The sequence below is a fragment of the Tsukamurella paurometabola DSM 20162 genome, assembly GCF_000092225.1.
Classification (GTDB): domain Bacteria; phylum Actinomycetota; class Actinomycetes; order Mycobacteriales; family Mycobacteriaceae; genus Tsukamurella; species Tsukamurella paurometabola.
In genome coordinates this window covers 244,934-269,738 of sequence record NC_014158.1, presented here as the reverse complement: position 1 = coordinate 269,738, position 24,805 = coordinate 244,934, and the positions used below count along the sequence as shown (strand labels likewise).

Sequence of the window (24,805 nt, the reverse complement as noted above, 5' to 3'; positions counted from 1 at the left end):
ACCACCCTCTGGGTGCGCGCATCGCCTGTCCTACCGACAGTCACCCCCTGCTCCCGCACCAGCCGCGGGGCAGCCAGCAGATCGAGCATTACCCGTACATGCTTCTCGACCGCCGCACTCTCTGTCATAGGCCGCCGCGTCGTGGCCTTCTGATCCGTTGCCATATGTTCTCCCATTGTCCTTTTCAATCGAATCGGTCACGTGCCGTTACACGCGCGTCCTACAGCAATGACCGCGCCAGCGCGCACGAACCGGCCACGGCCACGCAGAACCCGAAGCTCACCAGGGCGTGCGCCCTGATCACTCGAAGCTGTCGGATCGCGTTGACAGCGGTGCTGCGCTCCTGATCGGTCATCGCGACCCCGGCACCGACTAGGCGCCGCCTGGAGCGCCGAACCTGAACCATGCTCACCACAGCCACCAGCAGCGCGCCCGCCGCCGTCAACACGGAGGCAGCCAGCGCGTATGTCAGGCACTCGCCAAGTGATGGGGAAGGTGGGGGTGGGTAGTTAAGTGGCATCGTCATCGCACGCCTCCGCGGATACGGCTACCTGTAGTGCTCTGGATTGCCATCAGTTCCTCTTCTCTTCCGGCGGTGACCGTCACATCCACACGAGGCAGAGTGTGAGTAGCCCGCTGAGCAGGAGGGACCCCACCGCCGCATACGTGCAGTGCGTGGAGGTCAGGCGAAGCAGACGAATCCGCTCACTCGCCTGGTCCCGCTCGGCGCGGCTGAGCTGATGACGGCGCCGAACCAGCCGACCAGCCAGAACCGGCCTCAGCGTCGCGCTCGCCCATCCCACGACCACAGCCAGCGCCGCAGTCAAGGCCAGCAGTGCGCTCGCCGGTGCAAACAACCAGTCCGCGAGTACCCCCGACGGCACTCCCACATCTGGTAGTGGTGGCTCTGGCGGTGCGATTGGCGTTTTCATCGCAATACCCCGCGGATGTGTTGTGGCACCAGCAGCGATGACCCGGCGGCAGTGACCACGATGCCGGCGAGGGCGAGCACGATCACCTGGGCGATGTTGGTTGGCCACATCCGGGCCTGCTGCACGGGTAGGTGACATCTGATCTGTGGTGCCGAGGGGTGCCGCTGGAAGGATGTGCACTGTGCCTAAGCCGTATCCGAAGGAGTTCCGCGACGATGTGGTCCGTGTCGCGCGTAATCGTGAGCCGGGAGTCCGTCTCAAGCAGATCGCTGCCGACTTCGGCATTAGCGAGTCGTGCCTGATGAACTGGGTGAAGACCGCCGATGTCGAGGCCGGCTCCAAGTCCGGGAGCAGTGCGGCGCAGTCGGCGACCGAGAGGCAAATGCGTAAGCGGATTCGGCTCCTTGAGCAGGAGAATGAGGTCCTGCGTCGTGCGGCTGCGTATCTGTCGCAGGCGAACCTGCCGGGAAAATGATGTACCCGCTCGTGAAAGAGCTCGCCGACGACGGTGTTCCCGTCACGGTGTCGTGCCGGGTTTTGAAGCTCTCCCGTCAGCCTTACTACCGTTGGCTCGCCGCCCCGGTCCCCGCGACGGAGCTGGTCGAGGCGTATCGCGCGAACGCCCTGTTCGACGCCAGCGTTGATGATCCGGAGTTCGGTCACCGGTTACTCGCAGACGAGGCCCGCGCTGCCGGTGAGCCTATGGCGGACCGCACTGCGTGGCGGATCTGCCGCGACAACCGGTGGTGGAGCGTCTTCGGAAAGAAACGCTCGAGCAAGGGCGGCAAACCCGGGCCCGCGGTCCACGACGATCTATGCACCGTCACCGACGAGCACGGCAGGACTCGTCACCGGTTCACCGCAGATGCACCGAATCGGTTGTGGCTCACAGATATCACTGAACACAGGGCTCGGGAAGGGAAGCTGTATCTGTGTGCGATCAAAGATGCCTACTCCGGGCGGATCGTCGGCTACTCCGTCGACTCGAGGATGAAGGCCCGGCTCGCCGTCAACGCCCTCAACAACGCTGTCGCGATGCGCGGTGATGTCACCGGATGCATAGTTCATAGTGACAGAGGATCGCAATTCCGGAGCCGAAAATTCCGACGTGCCTTGGAATATCACGGACTACGCGGATCAATGGGCCGAGTCGCCTCCTGCGGCGACAATGCCGCGATGGAGTCGTTCTTCAGCCTGCTGCAGAACAACGTCCTCGACCGCCACTGCTGGGCCACCCGGCAGGAACTGCGGACCGCGATCATCACCTGGATCGAACGGACCTACCACCGCCGGCGCCGACAACGCCGCCTTGGACGATTGACACCCATCGCATTCGAGTCCACCATGAACCCGGCCGCGCCACACGCGGCCTGACCAACTTGTCACCTACCCGTGCAGCAGGCCCTCAGGTGTTCGCGGTGAGGTAGCTGGCGGGCAGGTGGATGCGGCCGCCGTCTTCGATGTGGCGGGCGGTCAGCGAGCCATCGGAGTGGATCTTCTCGACGTTCCATAGGTCACCGTTGAGAACGCGACTGTTGGCGCGTTTGCCGCCGATCTGGCGGTAGTCGGAGTCGTTGTCGCGGGTGACGATCCGGTCTCCGACACCGGCGGCGAGACCGTCGGAGAGGTCCACGGTTCGCCCGGCTTGGGCTCTGCCGCCGCTGCGGTGGTGGGCCTGGATTTGGGCGTTGATCGCCGCGACTTCCTCACGGGTGGACGCCAGGACGATGGAATTGCGCCCCGAGGCGGTGTCGGCGAGGTGCGCGGCGACCATCTCGTCGATCGCCTCACCGGCGGTGTTGTGGTGGTGGGTCCAGCCGCGCTGTTCGTAGAGGTCGAGTGCGGCCTCGTCACCGGCGCGCAGGGCGAGCGAATTCTCGGCTTGCTGCGTGTCTGTGCCGAACCGGACGACGTCGGTCAGTTCGGGGGCGTCGGTGGCTCTCGCGAGCATGGCGAACGCGCCGCCGGTGGTGACGGCGTCGAGCTGGTACGGGTCGCCCAGGAACCGGACGACGCCGCCGGTCTGCTCGGCGATATCGACCATGATCGCAAGGTTGCGGGTCGATGCCATACCGGCCTCGTCGACCAGGTACATCGCACCGGTCGGGCACCTTTTCAGGGCATCGCGAGCATCGCGGCGGGCGAGGAAGCCGGCGTCGGGGTCAGCGAGAACCTGGTGCGCGGTGAGGTAGGTTTCGCGGCCGCCCATGGCGGTCCACCAGTAGGTGAAAGAGTCGATGGTGTTGCCCGTCAGCTCGATCTCATCACCGAGCTTCGTGGCCGCAACCGCGGACGGTGCGAGGGGGATGACCTGACGGTTCACGGCGGCGCCGGGTAGCCGGTTGGCGTCGGCGGTCCAGGCAGCGACGGTGGCCTTCATCGACGTTGTTTTGCCAGTGCCGGCAGGGCCGACACCGGCGGCAACGAGGGCTCCGGAGCCGCAGAAGTGCCGCACCAGTTCGGCTTGGCCGGCATTGAGCGGGAACGGCTCGTTCTCCTCAACGGAGGCAATGCCGGCGTCGATGACCGCGTTGGTGGCGACGTGCGCGGTGGGGGTGGCGGCAGCGTCGAGGATCGTGTTTTCGGCGTCGACGATGCGGCTGCTCGTCAGCAGCGGGCCGCCGGGGTTGGTGAGGACGTGTTCACCGTTGTCACGGCGAAGACGTTCGGGGATCTCTCCGGTGGTGGTGTCGAGGAGTTCGTGGCCGGGGCCGACGATCATCGACTCAGCAAGAGCCCGTTCGACGACGGTGTCCACGAGCTCGCGGCGATCGGATCCTGAGGGGAGGAGCTTGGCGGCGATGATGGCCTCGGCGGCGGTGCGCAGGTGCGTTTCGCGCCAGACGGATCGCTGCTCGCAGACCTTGTGGAGAACCTCCTCGGCCGCGGCGGCGGGGCCGTGCCAGGCCCGATCGGGTGCGGCATCCGGATCGTTGGAAATCGCGGCGAGCGCTTCGCGCCCTGCAATGCGGCACTGGGCGAGCAGTTGCTCGCCTTGGGCCTGCTCGGGGGCAAGAGCGCGGGCCTTGGATTGCCATGCAGTGAGCTGTTTTCCGAGGCTCCCGGAACCTTCGGGGCCGACGTCTTTGCCCTCGCGGGTTTCGAGGGTGGCCTGCTGGAACAGGGCGTACTCGGCGTGCTTGCCGGGGGTGTGGCCGTGGTCGGCGATGTACTGCGCGAGCAGCTGTTCGTGCCGCGCGCGGACCTGTGCACGACGGGTGGAAAACCCGTCGAGCAGGGCCGTGTCGATGCCCGCGATCTCCATGATCGGCTGCTTACCCCGCCCGACCTGCCGCGCCACGAACTCCACCCCCAGCTCGGCACGGAGGGTCTCGGCCAGGACCGCGTTGTACCGCTGCGACGCGGCGACGGCGTTGTTGAAGAACGGCAGGCTGTTGATCGCGCCCCACCGGCCGTCGGAGCCTAAGACTTTGTTGGAGACGGCGCAGTGGGTGTGCAGGTTCGGATCCCCTGCGCGGGTGTCGTAGTGGTCGAACTGCGCCACCGTCAGACCGGCGGTGCTGAGCTGCTGTTCACCGCGCGCGCCACGCTTGGTGAACACCGCATTGTCTTCGAGCCACGACAGGGCATCGCCCACGGCGGCCTGGTGCGCGGTCTCGATCTTGGCCCTGGTTTCGGGGTCGGCGAGCGCCCACATCACCGACACACTCTTGACTGGGGTGAAGGTCAGGTCGTAGCCCGCGACGGGCTGGCGGACCTTGCCCTTCTCCTTCGCGGCCCAGGCCAGGACACGCTTGTCGTCTGCGCCTGGTTCGTTGGGGTTGGCACGCTCGAATTCGGTGCGGGCGACCTGCTTCCACAGCGCGTCGCGGACCTCCTTCGATGGCGCAGCGCCGTGCTCACGCTCGTGCTCCTTGACGGCGGTGTTGAACGCGACGAGCACCGGGATCTCATTGGCGAAGACCGGGAACTTGTTGCCTAGCTTGACGTCTTTGACGCTCGCGCCAGCCTTCATCATGGCGTCCGCGTCCGGGTGCAGGCCCTCGCCGAACAGTGCCTTCATCTGCGCCTCGGTGACCTGCCCAGCGACCGGCCCTGTGGCGTGTTCGGAGGCGGGGGAGTGGGCTGCCAGGGCGGCCAGGCCGCGGCCGTGCCAACGGCCCGGCGGGGTGCCGCCTTCGAGGTAATAGGCGGAGAGCTGATCGCGGCCTTCCCGGACCCGGTCACCGGAGGCGGTGTTGCGGGTGAGGTAGGTGTAGCCGTCGCCTGCGTGCAGGACGTGGATGGTCATCACAGGGCGTTCACCGCGCCCCAACATTCTCGCCGCCGATCGCGGCGGATTTGCGCACGTCAGCGCCACACGAGGGCGCTGAGGCGGCAAGAAGCATAGGTACAAAATACATCGAAACCCCAGAAGTCTGCAGAGCAGGGAGAGGTGTATGTCTTGAAGGGCGTAGATCCGAGTGTGCGAGGGTCGGAGCATGATGCGGCCGGAGGCGACATCAAACGAGGTAGCGAAGCGGTCGAGTGGTCGCAGCAGGGCGGTCGGGCCGTCAGAGCGCAGCGGTGGGCCAGGCAGGGGCGGTAGCGCCGCGCGGATGCCGTAGGGGTCGGGTCACCGGCCCCTACCGGTTCCAGGGGCGGCGAGTTCGGGGCGTGACGGTGGATGCGGAATCGGGGGAGTGATGGACCAGTGCACGGGTGAGGTGTTCGTGGACGAGCTGGGCGGCTGTGGCGGCCCGCCTGCCGGGGTGCCCTGCCCTTCCGCTCCGCCCTCCCGCCGCGCGAAGCGCGGTGGGAGGAAGCGGGGATGTGTCAGTGTCAGTGTCAGTGTCAGCGTTCGCGGAATGCGCTGGGGGAGACGGCCCGGCGGGGTGTGCGATACCCTCGGTAGTGAGCGATCTTCCGGCGGCGCCAGGTGGTGCGCCCAACCGGCACGGGGTTTGTGTCAGGTTCGAGGCCGGTTCGATTCCGTGCTCATGGCGCCGTGGTGAGGCCCTCCGATAACGATGCAGCAATGCGCGAAGGAGAATCACCGAAGATGTCCACCACCACAAGCCGGCTCACCGCCCGCCAGCGTGCCCGTGCACGCGTTGAAGCAAGTCGCGCGGATCAGGTTGCGCGCGAGCAGCGGCAGATCGCCGCAGTCGCGACGTACTTCGACGAGGAAGACAAGCTCGCTCGGCTGATCGAGCGCGGCGAGATTAAGCACCGCACCGCGCAGCGTGACGCGCTCGCGGTGCTCGTCGACACCGACGGCATGAGCGCGGCCGCGATCGCGAAGCTGATCGGGGTTAAGGCAGCTGAGGTTCGCGCTGTCCTGGACTACACGCCCAACACCGAGCACGAAGGTACCGGCGGCAGCGTGACGGAATCGGAGCAGGGCGACGGGCCGGACGCTGACGGGGCAGCCGATTCCGGCACAGGCGTGCAGGGGCTAGAGCAGTGAGGTCGGCAGCTGTTCCGGTGATCGAGGTCGGATCGCTGGGGCGGTGCTGCGCACCATCGCTGCCGGATTTTTTGGCGAGCGTGCTCCCGCCCGTGCAGAGCCCTGTCACGCTGGCGCTGGACTGATATGCGAGTGCGAGCGCGAGGGAAGTGGCTTAGGATGCGTCGAGGTATTCCAGGGCCTGTCTTGCGTGAAGTGCACAGCGTTTTCGACGCGCTACCGAAGGATGTCCGGCGGCTGTTCTGCGACGGCTTATATCGCCAGTGGCCAGACCGCCTGGCAGAGTTGCTGCAAACACGGCCACTATCGCCGGAGGAGCTGGGCGATCTACTGCCTCTGCTGTGGATGTACAAGATCGAGGGCACAGACCAGGCGCTGAGCCTGGACGCCTGGCGGACTGCGTTTCTGGACGCCCGGTTCCAGTTTCCCGCCCGCACGTGGCGATACGGGCGAGCGTTGCGACTGTTTCGAGGGGCGGCGGCCGCGAATCGAGACGGCCTGTCGTGGACACCGATCTATGGCTGCGCAGAGCACTTCGCGCAGACCCGACAAGGTCCGCGCCGAGCGCCAGGGCAGGTATGGGTGGCAACAGTTCCCCGGTCGCGAATTATTCTGGATCTGAGCCGGTGCCACGACCTCGAACGAGAGTATGTCGTTGATGCTCGCGGCCTCCACATCCGGGCAGCGCATCTCCGAGCACAGCGCACGTGATCACGGCGATGCGGTGCGGCTGCTAGTGACGAACCCGCGAATGGGAGAAGACGAGCACTCGCCATGGCTGAATGGGAAGAGCCCACGCTACCGGGAATGCCTGCGCCCCCGGCGAGGTCGTCAGGCCGCCCCGCAGCGGCGGGGCCTGCGCCGCGGCGCGCTTTCACCACCGCGCCGCCCCCGCGGGCGATCACCGCATTCACAGCCAAGCTGGTGCCGATCGAAACCGGATGCGTGATCTTCACCGGCGCGATCTCCACCCCCGACGGCTACGGCCGCGTCACCATCACCCTGCCCGGGACAAGCAAACCCGTCACCGTCTCCGCGCACCGGTTCGCGTTCTGGACACATCACGGCGCACTCCCCGACGAAGGCGTGCTCGAACACCACTGCAACGAACCGCTGTGCGTGCGGATCGCGACCGACCACGTCCACGCCTCAACCCAATCAGCGAACCTGATCCACGCGATCAACTCCGGCCGGCACCACAACAGCGAAACCGTCGTCGACTCCGCCCGCCGTGCAGATCACTCCCGCGCCGTCCGGGCACTCGTCATCGACGGATTCGACGCCGGCGAGTACCGCAAGATCCGCACCAACCACGCTACCGCCGCGGTCACGCTGCCGTTGTTTTAGAACGGGCGGCTTGCGCGCCGGCGCCGCGAGTAGGCGCCCAGCTCGCGCGAGGCCCAGAAGGTGTAGATGATGTTCGCCTGCAACCGCGGATTGTTCAGCGGCAGCAGGAACAGCACGAGCAGCACCGGAAACAGAACGATGAAGTACGCACGCTCGAAGACACGCGCCACCCGCAGCACCGCGACCGCCGGGCCACTGCCGCGGCGAGCGAGCGCGTAAAGGATCGGGCGCGGGAGGACCCACCACACCAGCATCACCACGCCACCGAAGATCAGGGCATAAAGCCAACACGTCAGCAGCGTCCCGAAGACGTTCAGGAAAGTGGCCATGCAATCAACCTTTCGCATAGTCGGTGGCAGCGCTTACTACGCTGCGAAGGAGCTGGCGCCCGCTCACCAGAGCCGCGTCATCGAAGCGATCGAGAACGTGTTGTATGCGGCGTGTAAGGCGGCCGCGGGCCAGATCGACCGGGTGACGACTGCGACGACTGCGCAGGCGAGTCCCATCACGCCGGCAGCGGCCACGTTGTACCAGCTGAACTCGACGTGTGCGAGCCCAAACAGAACAGACGTCACCGCCACCACGGCGGCGACCACAGCGACGCACACGCGCGGCACCTGACGCCAACGCAGAGGCCCGTCACCGAAAGCCCACACAGCCGCGGCGACGACCGGGCATCGAAATATCAGTTCCTCGCCCGCGGCGTGAGTCCAGACCATCCACGCCGGGGCGGCCAGCTGGAGATCTCGGAGATCATCGGCCGCCCTCTGCGCATCGCTCTGGATCTTGATGCTGGGCCACAGATCTCCAATGGCGGGAACGAGCTCCATGCGGATCACGATCCCCAGGCCGATAGCGACCAGGATCCATGCCCAGCGCCATCCCGCGCGGCCCCGCGGACGCGTGAACCCGAGCCGCCGCCGCACCTCGCGCACGGACGCGCCAAACATGATCGTGATGCCCACGACAAGGGCCACCACGATCAAGCCCAGGATGAGGAACCCTATGACCGCCGGGGCAGATGCCTGACCGACTTGGTAGTCGTCCTGAGGAGCCATCAGGTACGCCGAAAACGCGACCACCCAGAGCATGCCAGCGAAGGCAAGCCCGACCAGGCTGTTCGCCTCGTAAAGCTGCCACCAGGGCCGACGCCGTGGCCGTTCGTCTGCCGCGTTACCGCCCGCGGGACTGGTGCTGTCGTCGGTCACCGGTCTCAAGTCCTCCTGCGCTCGTTTGAATGCTGCCCGCCGCTACGCCGACAGTCGGCGATTGCCGAGTTCGACGGCCTGGGCGTAGGCGGCGTGGAAAGCGGCGCTGCTGTCATGCCAGGTGAGCAGGCCAGCCGACCATTCCTCGAGCTCGAGGATCTGCCTCCCCTCTCCGAGAGTGAAGAAGTACCTGTACGAACCAGATCCGCGCCAGTAGTCGCCCGACGGAACCGCAATAATCGAGGCGCCTGTATTGAGGTTGAGCCACTGTGCCGCGAACTCGCGGCCACGATCATCAGAGCGGGCCCACGCCTTGAGGAGTGTCTCGAAACCGCCGGCGACCTTGCCTTCCTCGATCAAGCTGCGCTGCGCATCTTCCGGGCTCCCGCCGCGATGCTTGTCGACGAAACCTGCGGGCGTGAGGGGCCATGGCAGGTAGTTCGAGGCGTTGCTGGTGACGAGCGTCCAAGGCCCGCCTGCGTCCGCCGGTGCAGGCGCGTCAGCAGGGACAATCCGGGCAGCGGGCCTGCCGTTGACGGTGATGGTCGTCGTCGAGCCCCGTTCGGCCGACTTCACCAAACCGGATAGGTCGGCCTTGGCTTGTGTGACTGTGAGCATGTCCATACCCTCAGGATAGCACCGAATTAAGTGCCGCACAGACCTACACGATACTGATCAGTACCGTATCCGGTACGTATCCGTTGCGACCGAGGGAGTCGCCCCCCATTGCCCTAAGCCGTCTAGTCGGAACCAGGCTCGTAGCCCACTACTGATCGTCTACTGATGTCGTAGCTGAGACAAGCAACAAGACCTAAGTGGTTGCGCCAACTGGCGTCGACAGGGGCCAGCAGGGCTATTAAGCCTGCATACCGATCAGCGGCTACGCCCACTACTTACAGAGCGCGAAAGTTGCTGTTGCGCTAGGGCAGCCAGCGTGAGAGCCTGGAGCGAGATCATTCGTTCTGCTCACTACATCACTGATTGGGGACTACCGTGAACCAGATCCGTCGACGAATTGCGGGAGTAGGGGCCGCGGCAGCGATCGTTCTCTCGGGCGGCTTCCTCGCCGCACCCATCGCGAGCGCTGACCACGTCTCCGACTGTTACGCCCTGTATGACAGCACAGTGGACTACTGCAACGGCATCGCGGCGTCCGGCAGGGATGCGGCGCCGTGCTTCTACGCTGCTCGTGAGAATCTGCGGCAGTGCCTGAGCTAGTGAACGACATATCTGAGCAGGGGGCTCCTCAGGGGAGTAGTCCGATTGCCGAGAAGTCGATTGAGACCTCTGGCGGTGTTGCCACTCTGAGGATTTGGGCTCCAGTGCTGGACTCAGCGACGTGGTCCTGCCGTTTCACGATAAGCAGGCCAGGCGAAGAAACCATCGCCGCGACCGCTCGTGGACGAGACTCGTTCGAAGCACTGATGTTTGCAGCCGCGGACGGTTCTGCCGGGATCAAGTCGGTCGACGGCGATGTGCCCGGATCGACGGGCTTGTTGGTGACACGTAAGTCAGCCAACGGCGATCTTGTCTCTTCGTTTGTCCACCGCGCTTCGTAGTCGACCAGCAGTTGGAGGGGGCTAGGTGGTGCTGTCAAGATCCATTGCACCGGAGGACTGTTGTATTGACTCCCGCGGCTACTTCTTCTACGAACTTCCTCTGTACTTGCGCGGTGGCCGTGATGGGGACGTGAGCGCGAATCGGTTTTCGATTCCATGCAGTGATGAATGGACATCGGTGCTGGTCAACGGCTGGATGAACTATGTTCCGCCGGATGCTCGTCTTCCTGATCAGGGGTGGAAGATTCACGTCAGTACGGTTCCGAGTCAGGCTGCTCAGGTGCTTGCACGGGTGGCCGATGTCTGTCTTCGCCGCGGCTTACCTTTCAAGCACCTTCCTGACATGGCCGCAGTCGTCCGGAGCAACGCCAAGTACGCGGATCGTGGCGGATCAGGGAAATTTATTACCATATACCCTCGCCAAGAAGATGTGGAGCTTGAATCGCTGCTGGTCGAACTTGAGGATCAGTTGGCGAGCTTTGTGGGGCCATACATACTATCCGATATTCGCTGGCGCGATAGTCCTGTGTTTCTGCGATATGGGGGATTCCGTTCGCGAACGGCCGTTATTGATGGGGAGTCGGTGGCGGTTATCCGCGATGACGAGTCGCGCGATGTGCCCGATCATCGTGTCCCGTATTTCATGCCACCGTCGCGCTCTAAAATCCCTGAATTTTTGCGGGATATTGTGGATTCCCGCGTTGGTGGTGTCTCTCTGATTACAGGGCATGACTTTCCGTACGAAGTCATCTCGGCGATGCATTTCGCAAACTCCGGCGGCGTTTACTTGGCGAGACACAGGGACGCGCCGGATACCAATGTTGTGCTGAAGGAAGGTCGTCCGCACGTTGCGGTTGATCCGGCGACTGGCAATGATGCCGCAGATCGTCTACTGGTGGAGTACAATGCACTTGTCGCGCTTCGGTCTGTGCCCGGAATCGTCGATGCGCAAAGGACGTTTCAGGCAGGTGGGCATCGGTTTGTTCAGATCGACTTCGTTGACGGGAACACTCTCTACGACTGGGTGGCACGGAATTTTCCGTATCCTACGACTGCCTCTGTCGACGATTACGTGTGCGAGGCATTGAGTATCGCCAACCAAGTCAGTGAGGCGGTTCGCGAAGCCCACCGTAGGGGGTATGCGCTTGTAGATGTACAGCCGCGCAATATTTTCGTTGACTATGATCCTGAGCTACCGAACGCCTCCTTGCGTGTCACGCTCATAGATCTTGAGCTCGCACATTCGATTTTCAACGATACTGGGTCGCCGCCGCCAGCTCGATTTATCGGCACGCCGGGTTTCGTATCTGGGATCGACGACGAGTTCAGCGCGCAGCAACGGGACGGGTATGCCGTTGTCAGGTCGATCGTTCATATGTTCCACCCCGTGACTCCGCTATCCTCAGTAAGCGATACGCTTTGGGACGGGCAGAAGAAATACATTCGTGACGTATTCGGCACACAGAGCGTTGAGGCGATCGAACGTATTGACGCTATTTTCGGCTCGCCACTCCAGCGATCTGTTGCGCGTGCGCGGGCGGCGGCTGTGCGTTCGGCGTGGCTGCCGTCGTGCTCCAACTCTAAGGAGGTTCGCGCAGACCTTGTCACGGGCATTCTTCGATCCCGCACCGCGAGTCGAGACGATTGTGTCTACCCGGGGTCGCCGGCGATGTACGGCACCGCACTCGGACTTGCGTCTGTTGGACATGGCGCTGCCGGTGTGATGCTTATGCTCAACCGACAGGCTCCGTGCGTGCGGCAGCGTCGCGTGTTCGTAGCGGAGCTCGATCAGTTCCAGGCGCTGTACCAGTCTTCGGAAGATTTTTCATTGCTGACGGGCCGAACCGGAATGGCCTGCGCGCTGTGGGAGCTCGGCGCACCACGGGAGTCTGTGAGCGCGCTCGTATCGGGGTGCGCCGGCGCGGCCCGACGCTCCGGACGCTACGGGCTGGCCGACGGTGCGGGCGGAATAGCGGCCGCAGTGGCCTCGATCTGCCAGAGCGGCGGCGACAGTTCCATCGCGTCCGAAATCGCGGAACTAGCGGATACTCTGACTGCCGGCCCTGCTGTGGAGCGAGCATTGAATGGCTCCCCAGGGTTGTTCGATGGGATGGCCGGGCTGGCGGTGGGCCTGTTGTTGCTGTCTCTGTGCCCTGGGGTGGATGCGGCCGCGCTGCGCTCGTCCGGCCGGACGCTTGTCGATGCGGCGGTCGATACTCTGGTTGAGGCTCCGGACGGCTCGCTGCACGTGCGGTCGCGTGGTGCCCTGTATCCGTATCTGGGCAGCGGGTCGGCGGGGGTGGGTGTTGCTGTCGCTGTCATGCATCAGTTGACGGGCGAACCGTTGACCGCGGACCATGTGCATGTTCTGCATCGGGTTCGGCGAGCCTGTCACGTTCGGTCTTGCCTGTACCCAGGCCTGCTCAAAGGCATGTCCGGCTTACTCGTCGCAGAACGGATGTTCACCGAGCTACTGGGCCCGCCGCGAACAGCTATGAATCCGCTTGAATTGCTGGCACCTTTCCTGTTTCACAGCCCCAGCGGTCTTTTGTCCTCCGGCGACGGAGGACGGCGTCTGGCGGTGGACTACGCACACGGTGCTGCTGGTCTGCTGCCCGCGCTAGCTGACTCGTCGCATCTATTGGATTGGCTTCCTGTAGCGAATCCACATCGTCTGTTGTCGCCTAGAACAAGCCAACCGATCACCATCAACTAGTTACACACAACCTGGAGGTTCATATGACGCACATCCTAGATCTGCAGAAGCTCGACTACGCCGAGAGCGACACCTCGCGCAGCAGTTGGTCAACGTGGAGTTCGGGGTGCCACCAAAGCTGGAGCACATCGAGCGCTGGCTGCTTCTGAAGTCCGTGACCTACCAAGTCTCCCCCAATGTGCAATCAAGTGGTGCTGCCGTATTGCAGATCTGCGGGTTGACCTACGCTGCCGGCCATCCGTCGTCAACGATCGTCAAGGACGTGAACCTTACTGTCAGGGCAGGGGAGTCAGTTGCGGTCATGGGCCGGTCTGGCTCCGGCAAGAGTTCGCTGCTCAAGCTTGGTGGTGGGCTCCTGCAGCCGACGGCGGGATCGGTTTCTGTGGCTGGCACCCGCATAGACGACCTAGGGGAGAAGGGGCGGGCACTGGTCCGCCGTGGACCCGTGGGTTTCATATTCCAGGGCTTGAACCTTATCGAGAATCTCAGTGTCGCCGACAATCTCGATGTTGCCGGGCGCATCCGCGGGCGGCGCTACACGTCCGCCGAGAAGACCGCTGCGCTAGAGACGGTAGGACTGGCGGCGATGGGGTCGCGTCTGGTCGAAGACCTTTCGGGCGGCGAGGCGCAGCGTGTCGCCATCGCCCGCTCCTTGATGAGCAAGCCCACGATAGTGTTCGCGGACGAGCCGACGGGTGCACTGGATTCGACGAACGCAGCGAATGTCACCTCACTGTTTAAGGACGTTGTTGCAGCCGGCAGTGCGATGGTTGTAGCTACCCACGATCCCATCGTTGCTGCGAACACCAGCCGGGTGGTCTTTCTCTCCGACGGCAGGATCGTTGGAGAGTTGTCCTCGCCCTCCGCGGAGGAGATCGCCCGGCGTGTTATCGCCCTGTAGCCGCAATTAGGAGGCATACGTGCTTTTTTGGATACGAGTTGCTTTCCGCGGCAACGCCTCCACCTACCGCTGGGTGTGCATAGCTAGCGGTGTGTGCGCCCTCGCAGGCGCGAATGCTGTGACCATCTTCTTGGCCGCGAGTGACACATCGTCGGTTCCCGAAGCCCCGGACATCAACAGGTACGCCAAGGATCTCGTCGCAGCGGACGGACTCACATCGTTCGCGGCTGTCATGGCGGTCGTGTCTTTGGTATCTGCGGCGATGGTGATTCACGCGTTGGTCGGGTCAGTGGCAAACGCGCGGCGCGATGCCCTGGCGGTGTACCGCATCCTCGGAGCGACCCCGCGGCGTGCAGGGATGATTTTTCTTCTCGAATGCGCAGTGTTCACCGCGATCGGCGCAGCGGTCGGCGCCGGCATTGGGACACTGCTCGCGCCGCCTACCCGCGTGATGCTGGCCTACTACGACCTCGCCCCGCAAACTATTGCCGTCGGGCCGAGGACCTCCGCTGTTGCGCTGGTCTTCGTGCTAGTGACGATTGCGGCCATGGTCGGTTCCCGGTCGGGGTACCGCGATGTGATGACGCACGCCGACGAGAAAACGCAGCAGCGGGCCCGGCGGCGTCGCAGCATACGGCCTGTGCCTTTCGCTTTGGCAGTAGTGTTTCTAGCAGGGGCAGCGGCGTTGGCGGCGCTTGTTCCGCCAACGGAAAGTGCGATCAACAGCGTCCCATTCGGGGGCGCCCTGCTCGGTGTGATCGGGGCGGCACTGCTGACGCCAGCTGTGACCTATACGTTCGCCGCGATCACAACCGCGATCTCCCATGGCGCGATGGTTCCCGACCGGCTCAGTAGCTACTTACGGATCGGTGGCCGTTGGTCGGCGACAGGAGCAAGCCGCTCGGCACGAATCGCCATCCCCATCACGCTCGCGATTACCGTGGTCGCAGTAATCTTTTCACTCGCTCAGACCGGTCGCAGCGCCAGCGAGTACGACAAGCTCAAATCTGTTGCAGCCGAGTCCGTGCTGGATACATCTGCACACCCGGACCGTGGCTGGAACGTCTCGGCCACCGCCGACCCCCACAGTGTCGGCGTGCGCGGAGACTCGCGCTGGACCGTGCCAGGACAGCGGCCGACCGTCATATCACTGTTTCGCATCACGCACCCCGAGAACCTGGCCACGATCTTCCCCGGCATCAGCCCTGCCGCTCCGCTAGCACTGATAACCGCAAGCGAGCAAGACCGAAGCTCCCTTCGCGTGCTATCAGGAGACCCCAACGACACTGTCGGCGACACACACCGTTGGGTCTCACCCGACAGGCAGGAAGTAACAGTTCGCGTAGTCGGCAAGGTCTCGGAAAACCGGTACCTCCGCTACCGGTACCTCGTTGTTGACGCCACCTTTCCTGATTCGCCCGACACTCCCGGTTTCGTCTTCTACCCCACCCCTGCTGATGGCCCGGCAGTAACTACTCGGCAATGGGTCGAGGACCAAATCAAGGAGAACCAGCGCAGCCAAGCAGCGGGCATCACCGCTATAGTTGCCGTACCGATATTACTGTGCGCGATCGCGCTTCTCGGTGTGGTCATGAATATTCGCCGAGAACTGCTACCAGGTCGCCTCACATTACAGCAGATCGGGCTCACCCGGTCCGACACAGCGGCCGTGTTCGCTGTCATCGCTGCGACTTCAATTGCAGGCGCGCTGATCACCGCCGCCGTCCCACTGATCCTGACCATCTACTCCGAACAGCGGATAGTGCACGGTATCGGATACGGCATACCGATAGCACTGCCCATCGCTCCAGTGGCGGCAACGGCACTTTCTATCTCACTAATAACGCTGGCAAGCATGGTAATCGGGTGGCGAGCACCCAAGGGGCGCACTCATCACACGCAAATCCCGATGTCTGTAGTCGCTGACTAAGCTCCCGAGCTGCCACCCCTCGGACAGCTAAGTAGAACCGGACATCTGTCCGAATCAGAGTACGCACGGTGACCGGTATCACCGCAGATCAGGACGTGTCTTAAGCAGTGCGTCCGTTTTGCCGATAATCCACGTGATGACATCGTCTCTGTGTTATCGCGCACCTATTCGGTCTGCCAACCGGACGAAACGCGCCACGATCTGGCACCCACAAATCCTCGCCACGGCATTCGTCTGCGACGGTCACAACTAACCGAGCCAGCGCCCATCAATGATATGCATATATACGCATGTGTCGGTAAGGTTGGGGTATGAGCATCACCGCACTCCTCGCTACCGCCAAAGACAAGCTCCAGGCCAACCCGCAGCTCATCGACAAAGCCGCCGCCGCAGTCAATGACCGCACCGGCGGCCGGTTCGCCAGCCAGATCAGCACCGCCACCACGGCCGCCAACCGGTGGGCCACCCGACGCCCACACCCTCAGCAGTAGTAGCCAGATCAACAGAGAGAACAGAGAGAGGCGTGTTATGGGACACCACAAAGGCCACCGACGCAGCGGATTCGGCGGAGGGCTCCTCGGCCTGCTCGCAGGTTTTCTTCTCGGCCGCCGACGCCGATAAACTCACCGCCCCCGCCCCCCGCCACCGCAGGCGGGGTGGGGCGGGGCGGTGGGGTAGGCGGGGCTCGAACCCGCGACCAGCGGATTATGAGTCCGCGGCTCTAACCAACTGAGCTACTACCCCTCGACACCAAAACCACATGTCCCGCAGGGTCTTTCGACGATCGTCTGGCTACCGTTCGTGCGTCGCGGCGATCGCACCCGCCAGCGTCCCCGGGAAATCATCCGGCGTGTACAACAGCGCCGTCCGCGGCTCGATCCCCATCAACTCCGCGACCCGCTCAATCTCGGCATTGAGAAGCTGATCGACCACCGCCGACTGGACCTCGATCCCACGGAACCGGGCCGCAGCCTGCACCTGCTCCGCCAGCTGCGCGAACCGCTCCGTATGCCGCGTAATCGCCATAGCGACCAGACTATCGAAGCGCCACCGCGCTTATGCTCACCGTAGAAGAAATAAGGGGATCGCGTCATGGGGCACCACAAAGTCCGGCGTCGAGGCGGACTCGGCGGAGGACTCCTCGGCCTGCTGGCAGGCTTTCTTCTCGGCCGCCGCCGATAAAACCAGCCGCCACATAGCGCGGATGCTCCTCAGCGGGTGGCTGCCGCTGCCTCTGTTGGTGTGGTTAAGGCGATGGTGTCCGTACTGGTGTGGGGATATCGCCCTACCTGAAATGCCGCGCCACCAGCTGTGGCGTCGTTTACGCCTTGCTGTTGTAGGCGTCGATGATCTCCTGCGGAATGCGCCCGCGGGAGCTGACTTCGTACCCGTTGGCGTTGGCCCACGCTCGGATCGCCTTACTCTGCTCCCGATCGATCGATGCCCGCGAACCCGGCTTAGCACCTCGTTTGGCGCGGCCACCCACCCGCCGGCCCGCTTCGATGTAGGTGCCTAGCGCTGCGCGGAGCTTGTCCGCGTTCACCGACGCGAGATCGATCTCGTATTCCACGCCATCGAGGGCGAACACTACCGTTTCGTCGGCTTCGTATTCGGGTTCGATATCGTCGGTCAAAGTTACTGTCACTGTGCGAGCCATGCAGCAACCTTATCAAGCCGCCGCTGAATATTGTGACAACTGGCTCCAGCGAATTTCCTTTCTAGGCTCACTGGCGTATCGGGCGTCTATGGGATTCTGTCGTGGGATCGTCGGGGTAGCCGCGCATGGCCGTGCCTGGAAGGTTGGCGGTGGCGTAGTCCGCTAGGTGCCTGTTAGCGGCAATAAGGATTCCGCGAACTGTGACGGCTCCTATCTGGCGTGTTCACACAGTATGTATGAATGCCTACCGAGGTCGGTAGATGTGTGCACGGTGATCGATGTCGATGATGAGCACCCTTCGAGTGCTGTTATCGACGCGTAGCAGGACGCGGTAGTCGCCGCGGCGGGCGCTGCGGTAGCCGTCGTATTCGTTGCGCAGCGGTTTGCTGAGCCGGTGCGGATTGTCCGCGAGTGGGCCGGTGATGAACTCTACGATCGCTGCGGCGACCTTGGTCGGTAGTCGGCGTAGGGCGCGACGGGCTGCCGGGCCGGCAGCTATCTCATAGAGATGCGCGCTAGCCGATTGGTCCTCGGTCACCGCGGCGTTAGGCCGAACTCGGCCCGCAGGTCGTTTCCGGAGCTGGCGGTGCCGGCAGCGGCGTCGTGTTCGGCTTCGGCGATCGCGGCGGCTGTGCCGGGGCGCGAGAGCCAGAAGATCGTCTCCTGCATCGACTCCAGATCATCGGCGGACATCAGCACCGCGGCCGCGCGGCCGTGTCGGGTGATGGTGATGATGTCATGGGTCGATTCCGCACTGTCGACCAGCGCGGACAGGCGGTCCTTGGCTTCGCCGAGCGGCACGGTCGTCATAGACTCATGATAGCCCAACAACCGGCCTCAAACTAGCCACACTATTAGCCGATAATAATTATTATGTCAATTAAACCATGTCAGGTCGCAGAAAGTGCGGAAGCCCCCTCCATGCCGACGCCACAGCCTTCATCACCGCCAGCAGCATGTCTCAACGACTACCGAGCACGCGACACCCATCCGGACACGGGTTCTAAGATACCTACCACCAGGGGAAACGGGTCAGCGTTCAGGGTGTCCTATAGACGATCCTTACCGAACCTTTTCTTACGAGCCGTAAGCATCCAAAAACCTAAGATTATGACGATCACCCCTACCGAAATTTCGAACGTCCGGTGTGGTCGATTGTTTATGAGGGCCATTAAGATAAACGTGACGCCCAATACGCAGGTCAACAATCCGCCACCCATGGAGCCGATCACAGCAACACGCGAGTTACGCGAGTACGTCGATCCCAGCCGATCACGCACTACAGCCCACACCAAAATCCAACATAGGGCAGAGACCGCTAAGACCAGGTTCAATAATTCCCAATTCACTGTTTCATCTCCGCACCACTCAAGAAAGAGTGGTTAATTAGCTAGACGTTGAGGTAGGCGATATCCCCGACGGTTATTTCCCGACTCAATCTTTGCGCCTACGTCGGCAGCGACGACTGCTGACACCCAAAAAATCGGAAGTACTGACTTTCACACTGTCTCCGTAGGTTCATGAACTAAATCCATAGCTTCGTGAGGGACTCGGAAGAAAAAGATGAAACGATTCGAAGTCGTAAACTGCTACTGGTCATCGAGTACTGGAGAACGCGAAAATATTCGGGCGCGAGCAGCTTCCAACCAGTTAGCTAAATCGGCTTCAGTCTTTTCCACTGCCGCGGCGCGCTCTTCTGGGGTCATTGCCATCCAATTCACAGCTCCAACTTGAAGAACGACTCCTGCTTCCCCTGGTGTCAGCGGCGTTCTTTCACGACTGCCCTCGTCGAGTTGGGGATGAATTTCTGACGCGTCCTGCCCCTGTTCACGGTCTACACAGCTTCGTTGATTGCGCGGATCAACCTCGTCCATTGCCATATTGACACCACTCCCATCCTGAAATAGAGACACCACTAGAATATCAGATATAAGCCGTCGGCCATTCGCCGACAGAGTCCTTAACTTCAGCGAGCCACGGGTGAATATCTGCTACCTCGGCAGTGCCGATATCGACGGAGTCCTCATCATGAATCACAGACGGGTTGAAGTGATATACCTGATCGAAATCAAGCTTCCCGCACTGCGCTAGGACCCGGGTGAACACACCGTCAGGAAACCCCAACGGTTTAAAGTCATATCTCGACGGACTGCCCATCGCGAATATCGACTGGAGGCTCAGATCATTCGGGCGGGATAGTCCTGTACAAACTGCCGTAGCATTAACCGGAGCAACGACTAGCGATTTCCCGAATCCGGGCGTCCAAAACCATACTTCGCCGAAGGCGGTGCGCAGGATGGGGATGTAGGTGGCGTCGGTGCCGAGGGGGCGGTGTGTGATGCCGGCGGTGATGAGGGTGGTGGTTGCTTGCCACTCGAGAGGATCGGTGAGCCAGACGATGCCGTCGCCGAAGCCGGAGAAGCCGTATTCCTGCCAGTAGGACAGCAAGGGGTTAGGCAGTACACCGCGGTAGGTGTCGAGATGCTGCTGCGTGCAGGCCGGCCCAGCAGTGGTGAGCGGAACATCACGGAGGAAAAGCTCGAAGTGCTCGTCAGTCATCAGTACCGCCAGGTGATGTAGTGGAGGGAGTCTCCGGATCGTCGGGTTCAACGAAGTCGAAACGGACAATCCGCCACTATCAGTATGGGAGAGTTAGATGTAGAAGGTCGACCAGTCGCCAACTTCTGTTTTCACTGCCGCGAGCCATTCGTGAATATTTGCAACTTGAGCAGTGCTGATGTCGACCGGATCATCATCACTGACTATCGACGGAGTGAAGTGATACACCTGATCAACGGTGAGCGGCCCGCACCGCGTCAACACCTGCTCGAACAACCCGCCAGGAAAACCTTTCGGATCAAAATCATACCTTTCACGATCTCCTGTCGCGAATGTTGCTTGAAGGCTAAGGTCGCGCGGGGCTGATTGAATGATGCAGCTCGCCGTTCCGACGGCTGGGGTAATTGTCAGGGATCGACCGAATCCGGGCGTCCAGAACCATATCTTACCGAAGGCGGTGCGGAGGATGGGGATGTAGGTGGCGTCGGTGCCGAGGGGGCGGTGTGTGATGCCGGCGGTGATGAGGGTGGTGGTTGCTTGCCACTCGAGAGGATCGGTGAGCCAGACGATGCCGTCGCCGAAGCCGGAGAAGCCGTATTCCTGCCAGTAGGACAGCAAGGGGTTAGGCAGTACACCGCGGTAGGTGTCGAGATGCTGCTGCGTGCAGGCCGGCCCAGCAGTGGTGAGCGGAACATCGCGGAGGAAAAGCTCGAAGTGGTCGTCAGTCATCAGTACCGCCGGGTGGTGTAGTTGAGGGAGTCTCCGGATCGTCGGGTTCAACGAAGTCGAATCGGACGATCGCGTCGGGATTTTTCTTCATTTGCACTTCCAGCCAGGCTAGATACGCCGCCGCCCCACGCTGGTTAGCGTTCCCGATCGAGCTGTTCGTCCGCGAATCACCGAACGTCACCATCTTATCAGACCGCCCGCCAACAATCCTATCCGGATTATGGGTAACCACCAACTTCTTCATCAACTGTTCAGCGATTGATTTCGATAGCGAATCTGCGGCATCTGGCCGATATCCCATCTCTAGGAGAGCTTCATATCCGCTCGTTCGCAGCTGATCACGGAAGTCCTTTCTTGCTTGCTCAGCTTCAGCACTGGAGTACGTTCGGTTCTTTGCTTGGTCGTATGCCTCTTGAACGGTTTGGCTGTTGTGCCATGTGATTTGGGTGAGGAGTTCTCGGATGCGTTCGTAGGGTGAGTGTGTGGGGTTGGTGGGCGCGGCTGACATGGGGAATAGGTACATGTCGTCGGTTTTGGGAAGGTTTGCGACGGGTACGCCGAGTTTTGCTGCGATGTCTTCGAGGTGCTGTTGAGCGGCGGCAAGTTCCTGCTTGTCCCGGGCGGCGAGCATGGAAGCGACAATGTTGACCATTGCATCTACAGCGGGCGCTTGATTCCCTTGTTCGATGAGGCGTTTCTGCGCAGCTTGAACATCGCTGACCGTTGGGCCTGTTGCTTCTTTTTGTAGCGCTGCGACTACGGCTTCGAGTTCCGGGCCGTACACCTCGGACGTGGCGAGCTTGGCGAGGGTGTCGACCGGGTATCCAGCCGTGGGGGTGCTGGCAGGGGGCTCGTGGGTGCTCGACGAGCCGTTGCTGCCTGGCCCCTCTCCGTTGCTTGTAGCAGGGGTGCTGGGGGTCGTAGCGCCGGTGTTGCCAGAGTTGGCGGCGCTGTCACCGCCACCATCACCGCTATCGCCGCCGTCACCCTTGCTGCTGTTGTTGTTGGTGCCGGTTCCGGTGGTGGTGCCGCCGGGATGCTCCGGGGTGGAGGGTTCGGGAATAGCAGGTTTGGGCTTGGGGAAGAAGAATCCGAGGATGTTTTCGGCGAGGCCGAGGATCGGGTTCTTCGGGGCGGTCGGCTCCGGTTTGATCTCGACTGGTGTGGCTTTGTCCGGCTTGTTCGGGTCGAGGTGATGGTCAGGGTCGAGCGGCGTCGTTGTTCCCGGGGTGCCGTTGTTGGGTTCGGGCGGGTTCGTTCCCGGGGTGGTGGGCAGGCCGGGGGTTTCGATGCTTGCTCCGCCGAGGCCGGCGCCGATGATGCCGCCAGCGGGGTAGCTCTGGTGGTCGGTGTCCTTGTCCGGGTTCTTGTCCGGACCGTCATCGTCGTCGTTGTTGGGGTCGTCCTGGCCACCGCCGGGGGCGGGTGTGCTGATACCAGGATTGCCGGCAGGCACGGCCGGTATCTGCGTGCCGGGGCGGGTGGGAGTGCCAACAGTGCCGGCCCCGGTGCCATTCCCACCGGGGGTGGTAAACGGGGCCGCAGGAAGGTCCGGGGTTACAGGCGAGACCGGGTTGCTCGGTACCGGATTCGGCGTTGTGTGCGGAGGCTCGGTGGCGCCCTGCGCGGGGGGCTTGACCTCGCCGCCGATGGTAGGGGTTTTCGCCTCAGGTTCCGCCGGATTCAGCAGGTCGTGGATACGGTCGCGCGCGTTGTTCCACCACTGGTTAAGAGGCTCGGTGCCACGACGGATCAAGTCCTGCCGCTGCTGCGGGGGAAGCGTTGCGAAGTAGATCGCCCCAAACAGCAAAATGAACGCGGCCGCACCAACAACAACCTGCGCAAATGGCTGCGGTGTCGTGCCGGGAATAGCAGGCTTTCCATCATCTTTCGGCTTCGGGCTCACAATCCCATCGATGGCCTTACCCACGCCGTCGATCGCTTTACCCACGCCACCTGCGATGTTCCCGACGGTATCCCACAGGTTGAACTTGATCCCGAGCACCGAAGTGTTACCGCTGAACGGGTTGATCGAGAAAAGCCCAAACAACGAAAACGCATACTCGCCCTTTGCCGGAGCAGGCACGGAGTAGTCGAACTTCGGCACATCCCAGTCATACGATCCGGGGGCTTGACGGGGACCGGACCCGTTGTCGATCTTCGCGCCACCAAACCCAGGCGTTGACGCTCCGCCGGGATTGTGGCTGAGGTCGTAGTCGCGGGAAAACCCTGGATCGGTCGACGTGCCATCATCCGGAGGCGCTGCCCCGCCGCCGCCGTTTCCGCTACCACCGCTGCCGCTGCCGCGACTTGAACCCGACGACCCCGACGACCCCGCCCCGGAGCCTGAACCTGAGCCCGTTCCGGACCAACCGCCACCTGTGCTCCCTCCACTGCTGGGTTGCGGAGAGGGCTGCAACGGCCCCGCCGGAGGAGCCTCCGGCAACGGCTCAGGATGCCCAGGCAAACTACTCGGATCAGCCAACAACGGGTACCGGGCATCGACGTCGGGGCGGATGTGCTGCGTCAGAGTCCCTGGACTGTTCTCATCAATGGTGTACCAGGTCGAGTGCTGACGGCCCTGCGCATCAACCGCCCACGGCACACCAATGGTTTGCACCACCGCACCAGAGAGATCAACCACATCCACCGACCCATCAGAACGGGCAACCAGCTTCTGCCCCACCCCGACATCAACCGGGAACTGATAATCCAACGGCGACGACGCCGACGGCACGAACACGAACGTATTCGACCCCGCCCCCACCCCTGGTGGCGACTGCACGCCGAGCCCGAGTTGTGCCGCAGCCGCAGAACCCGCTACCGCATCAGCAACCACCGAACCCGGCAACCGGAACACCAAGTACCCATCCGGACCCGGCCGAAAATCAAAACTCACACCCGCCGGCACCACCACCGGAACCACCGCCGACCGCCCCGCCGCACCAGACAACGACGCACCCACAGCAGACACCAAAGACGACGCCGCCGAAGACGTAGACGAAGAGAAAGAAGGCGTCGAAGAAGGTGATGCCGGCGACGAGGAAGACGACGCCCCCGCAGCCGGTGCCGGTGCCGGTGACTGGGAATCCTGCGTCCTCGGGCGATCTACGACAACACCCGGCGCAACCGCCGACGACGACGTGCCCCCCGACGACGAAGCCGCCGCAGAGCCGGTGGATGTGGAGCCGTGTGATGCAGAGGCGGTTGGTGCTGCCGAATCGCCCCCCGACTCCCCGGCATCCCCCGACTTCCCCGTCGAAGCCCCCGACGCCCCACCGCTAGTAGAACGATCAGGGTTCTCGCTCGGCGTCGAACCCGACGAAGAACCAACAGACGAAGATGAACCAGGTGAAGCCGAACCAGAAGAGGTACCCGACGAATCAGACCCCGACGAACCGGACTCGGAAGGCGCTGACGAAGACGCATCCGACCCAGAGCCCGGCGATGCCGACGACCGAGATTCCGACGGCTTGGATTCCGATGATGCCGAACCCGACGATCCAGACGATCCAGATGATGCGGATTCGGACGATGTGGACGAGGTGTCGCCATCAGGGACCGCCGCAGACGCCGACGGAGACGACGGCAACAACGCAGCCGCTACCAACGCCCCGCCGAAAACCACCACACCAACAACACCCCGCGCAACACCCACGACGAGCGGATGCACACCACGACCACTCCCCCGACCACCCACACCGTCAATACGAGCCCGTGGAGCTTGCCCCGGTTTAGCACCAGATGCAGTCCGGCGGCGGAGCAGGGAGCCGAACACAGCCCTATCGCGGAGCCAAACCCGCCCCACCACAACACAACACACCACAGCCAACACGACCGAATACACGGCAGGAACC

At 62.9% G+C, this 24,805-nt stretch carries 22 protein-coding genes and 1 tRNA gene; 9 read left to right on the top strand and 14 right to left on the bottom strand.

Going from position 1 to position 24,805, the window contains the following annotated elements:
- Window positions 1-220: 220 nt before the first annotated feature.
- A complete protein-coding gene (locus TPAU_RS23675; protein WP_281054798.1) occupies window positions 221-355 on the bottom strand; it encodes a hypothetical protein in 135 nt (44 codons plus the stop codon).
- Between the two features lie 758 nt (window positions 356-1,113).
- Between TPAU_RS23675 and TPAU_RS01265 the strand changes: the two genes are divergently transcribed.
- Window positions 1,114-2,306, top strand: a protein-coding gene (locus TPAU_RS01265) for an IS3 family transposase (protein ID WP_245537794.1) whose coding sequence is annotated in 2 segments (ribosomal slippage) — window positions 1,114-1,398 and window positions 1,401-2,306 — 1,191 coding nt in all. Because the reading frame shifts where the segments join, the coding sequence is not laid out codon by codon here.
- A gap of 31 nt (window positions 2,307-2,337) precedes the next feature.
- Here the strand turns inward: TPAU_RS01265 and mobF are convergent.
- On the bottom strand, window positions 2,338-5,184 hold the full coding sequence (gene mobF / locus TPAU_RS01260; RefSeq protein WP_049825739.1) for a MobF family relaxase: 2,847 nt from the start codon (window positions 5,182-5,184) through the stop codon (window positions 2,338-2,340).
- Window positions 5,185-5,910: 726 nt separating this feature from the next.
- Between mobF and TPAU_RS01255 the strand changes: the two genes are divergently transcribed.
- Together TPAU_RS01255 and TPAU_RS21680 are read left to right on the top strand one after the other, a co-directional pair.
- Complete coding sequence (locus tag TPAU_RS01255; protein WP_041944220.1) at window positions 5,911-6,342, top strand: hypothetical protein; 432 nt, start codon at window positions 5,911-5,913, stop codon at window positions 6,340-6,342.
- A gap of 774 nt (window positions 6,343-7,116) precedes the next feature.
- Window positions 7,117-7,689, top strand: coding sequence for an HNH endonuclease family protein (locus TPAU_RS21680; RefSeq protein WP_013124956.1), 573 nt, complete (start codon window positions 7,117-7,119; stop codon window positions 7,687-7,689).
- Here TPAU_RS21680 and TPAU_RS01245 read toward each other — a convergent pair.
- From TPAU_RS01245 to TPAU_RS01235, 3 genes are all read right to left on the bottom strand, one after another.
- Window positions 7,686-8,018 (bottom strand): hypothetical protein, encoded by a 333-nt coding sequence (locus tag TPAU_RS01245; RefSeq protein ID WP_013124955.1) that lies wholly within the window; start codon window positions 8,016-8,018, stop codon window positions 7,686-7,688. The genes TPAU_RS21680 and TPAU_RS01245 overlap by 4 nt on opposite strands.
- Before the next feature lie 63 nt (window positions 8,019-8,081).
- On the bottom strand, window positions 8,082-8,897 hold the full coding sequence (locus tag TPAU_RS01240; RefSeq protein ID WP_013124954.1) for a CPBP family intramembrane glutamic endopeptidase: 816 nt from the start codon (window positions 8,895-8,897) through the stop codon (window positions 8,082-8,084).
- 42 nt (window positions 8,898-8,939) lie between these two features.
- On the bottom strand, window positions 8,940-9,521 hold the full coding sequence (locus tag TPAU_RS01235) for a type II toxin-antitoxin system Phd/YefM family antitoxin (protein WP_041944218.1): 582 nt from the start codon (window positions 9,519-9,521) through the stop codon (window positions 8,940-8,942).
- A gap of 369 nt (window positions 9,522-9,890) precedes the next feature.
- On the opposite strand from TPAU_RS01235, the gene TPAU_RS01230 reads away from it, so the two are divergent.
- The 6 genes from TPAU_RS01230 (at window position 9,891) to TPAU_RS01215 (ending at window position 16,494) form a co-directional block, all read left to right on the top strand.
- Entirely contained in the window at window positions 9,891-10,115 is a 225-nt protein-coding gene (locus tag TPAU_RS01230; RefSeq protein WP_013124952.1) for a hypothetical protein, read from the top strand.
- A complete protein-coding gene (locus tag TPAU_RS23805; RefSeq protein ID WP_425358561.1) occupies window positions 10,103-10,456 on the top strand; it encodes a DUF6968 family protein in 354 nt (117 codons plus the stop codon). Before TPAU_RS01230 ends, TPAU_RS23805 begins: the two co-directional genes overlap by 13 nt.
- 25 nt (window positions 10,457-10,481) lie before the next feature.
- The gene (gene lanKC, locus TPAU_RS22155; protein ID WP_013124951.1) at window positions 10,482-13,172 is read left to right on the top strand and encodes a class III lanthionine synthetase LanKC; all 2,691 of its coding nucleotides are present in this window, start codon (window positions 10,482-10,484) and stop codon (window positions 13,170-13,172) included.
- Window positions 13,173-13,266: 94 nt separating this feature from the next.
- Window positions 13,267-14,073, top strand: coding sequence for an ABC transporter ATP-binding protein (locus tag TPAU_RS01225; protein ID WP_049825737.1), 807 nt, complete (start codon window positions 13,267-13,269; stop codon window positions 14,071-14,073).
- Window positions 14,074-14,191: 118 nt separating this feature from the next.
- A complete protein-coding gene (locus TPAU_RS01220; RefSeq protein WP_041944217.1) occupies window positions 14,192-16,003 on the top strand; it encodes an ABC transporter permease in 1,812 nt (603 codons plus the stop codon).
- Window positions 16,004-16,314: 311 nt separating this feature from the next.
- Window positions 16,315-16,494: an antitoxin gene (locus TPAU_RS01215; protein ID WP_013124948.1), complete on the top strand. Its 180-nt coding sequence runs from the start codon at window positions 16,315-16,317 to the stop codon at window positions 16,492-16,494.
- 179 nt (window positions 16,495-16,673) lie between these two features.
- On the opposite strand, the gene TPAU_RS01210 is transcribed toward TPAU_RS01215, so the two are convergent.
- From TPAU_RS01210 to TPAU_RS22150, 9 genes are all read right to left on the bottom strand, one after another.
- Window positions 16,674-16,747: transfer RNA gene (locus TPAU_RS01210), tRNA-Ile, on the bottom strand.
- Between the two features lie 48 nt (window positions 16,748-16,795).
- A complete protein-coding gene (locus TPAU_RS01205; RefSeq protein WP_013124947.1) occupies window positions 16,796-17,029 on the bottom strand; it encodes a hypothetical protein in 234 nt (77 codons plus the stop codon).
- 295 nt (window positions 17,030-17,324) lie between these two features.
- Window positions 17,325-17,660, bottom strand: a complete 336-nt coding sequence (locus tag TPAU_RS01200; protein ID WP_013124945.1) for a histone-like nucleoid-structuring protein Lsr2 — start codon at window positions 17,658-17,660, stop codon at window positions 17,325-17,327.
- Between the two features lie 244 nt (window positions 17,661-17,904).
- Complete coding sequence (locus TPAU_RS01195; protein WP_013124944.1) at window positions 17,905-18,198, bottom strand: type II toxin-antitoxin system RelE family toxin; 294 nt, start codon at window positions 18,196-18,198, stop codon at window positions 17,905-17,907.
- Window positions 18,195-18,470, bottom strand: a complete 276-nt coding sequence (locus TPAU_RS01190; protein ID WP_013124943.1) for a type II toxin-antitoxin system Phd/YefM family antitoxin — start codon at window positions 18,468-18,470, stop codon at window positions 18,195-18,197. The genes TPAU_RS01195 and TPAU_RS01190 overlap by 4 nt, the downstream gene beginning before the upstream one ends.
- Before the next feature lie 779 nt (window positions 18,471-19,249).
- A complete protein-coding gene (locus TPAU_RS22795) occupies window positions 19,250-19,534 on the bottom strand; it encodes a hypothetical protein (RefSeq protein WP_147291130.1) in 285 nt (94 codons plus the stop codon).
- A gap of 49 nt (window positions 19,535-19,583) precedes the next feature.
- Window positions 19,584-20,219 carry a GAD-like domain-containing protein gene (locus TPAU_RS01185; protein ID WP_013124942.1) on the bottom strand — a complete coding sequence of 212 codons (636 nt, stop codon included), beginning with the start codon at window positions 20,217-20,219 and terminating at the stop codon, window positions 19,584-19,586.
- A 93-nt stretch (window positions 20,220-20,312) separates the two neighbouring features.
- On the bottom strand, window positions 20,313-20,948 hold the full coding sequence (locus tag TPAU_RS01180) for a GAD-like domain-containing protein (protein ID WP_013124941.1): 636 nt from the start codon (window positions 20,946-20,948) through the stop codon (window positions 20,313-20,315).
- Window positions 20,941-23,691, bottom strand: coding sequence for a polymorphic toxin type 15 domain-containing protein (locus TPAU_RS22150; protein WP_086012685.1), 2,751 nt, complete (start codon window positions 23,689-23,691; stop codon window positions 20,941-20,943). Before TPAU_RS22150 ends, TPAU_RS01180 begins: the two co-directional genes overlap by 8 nt.
- Window positions 23,692-24,805 lie beyond the last annotated feature (1,114 nt).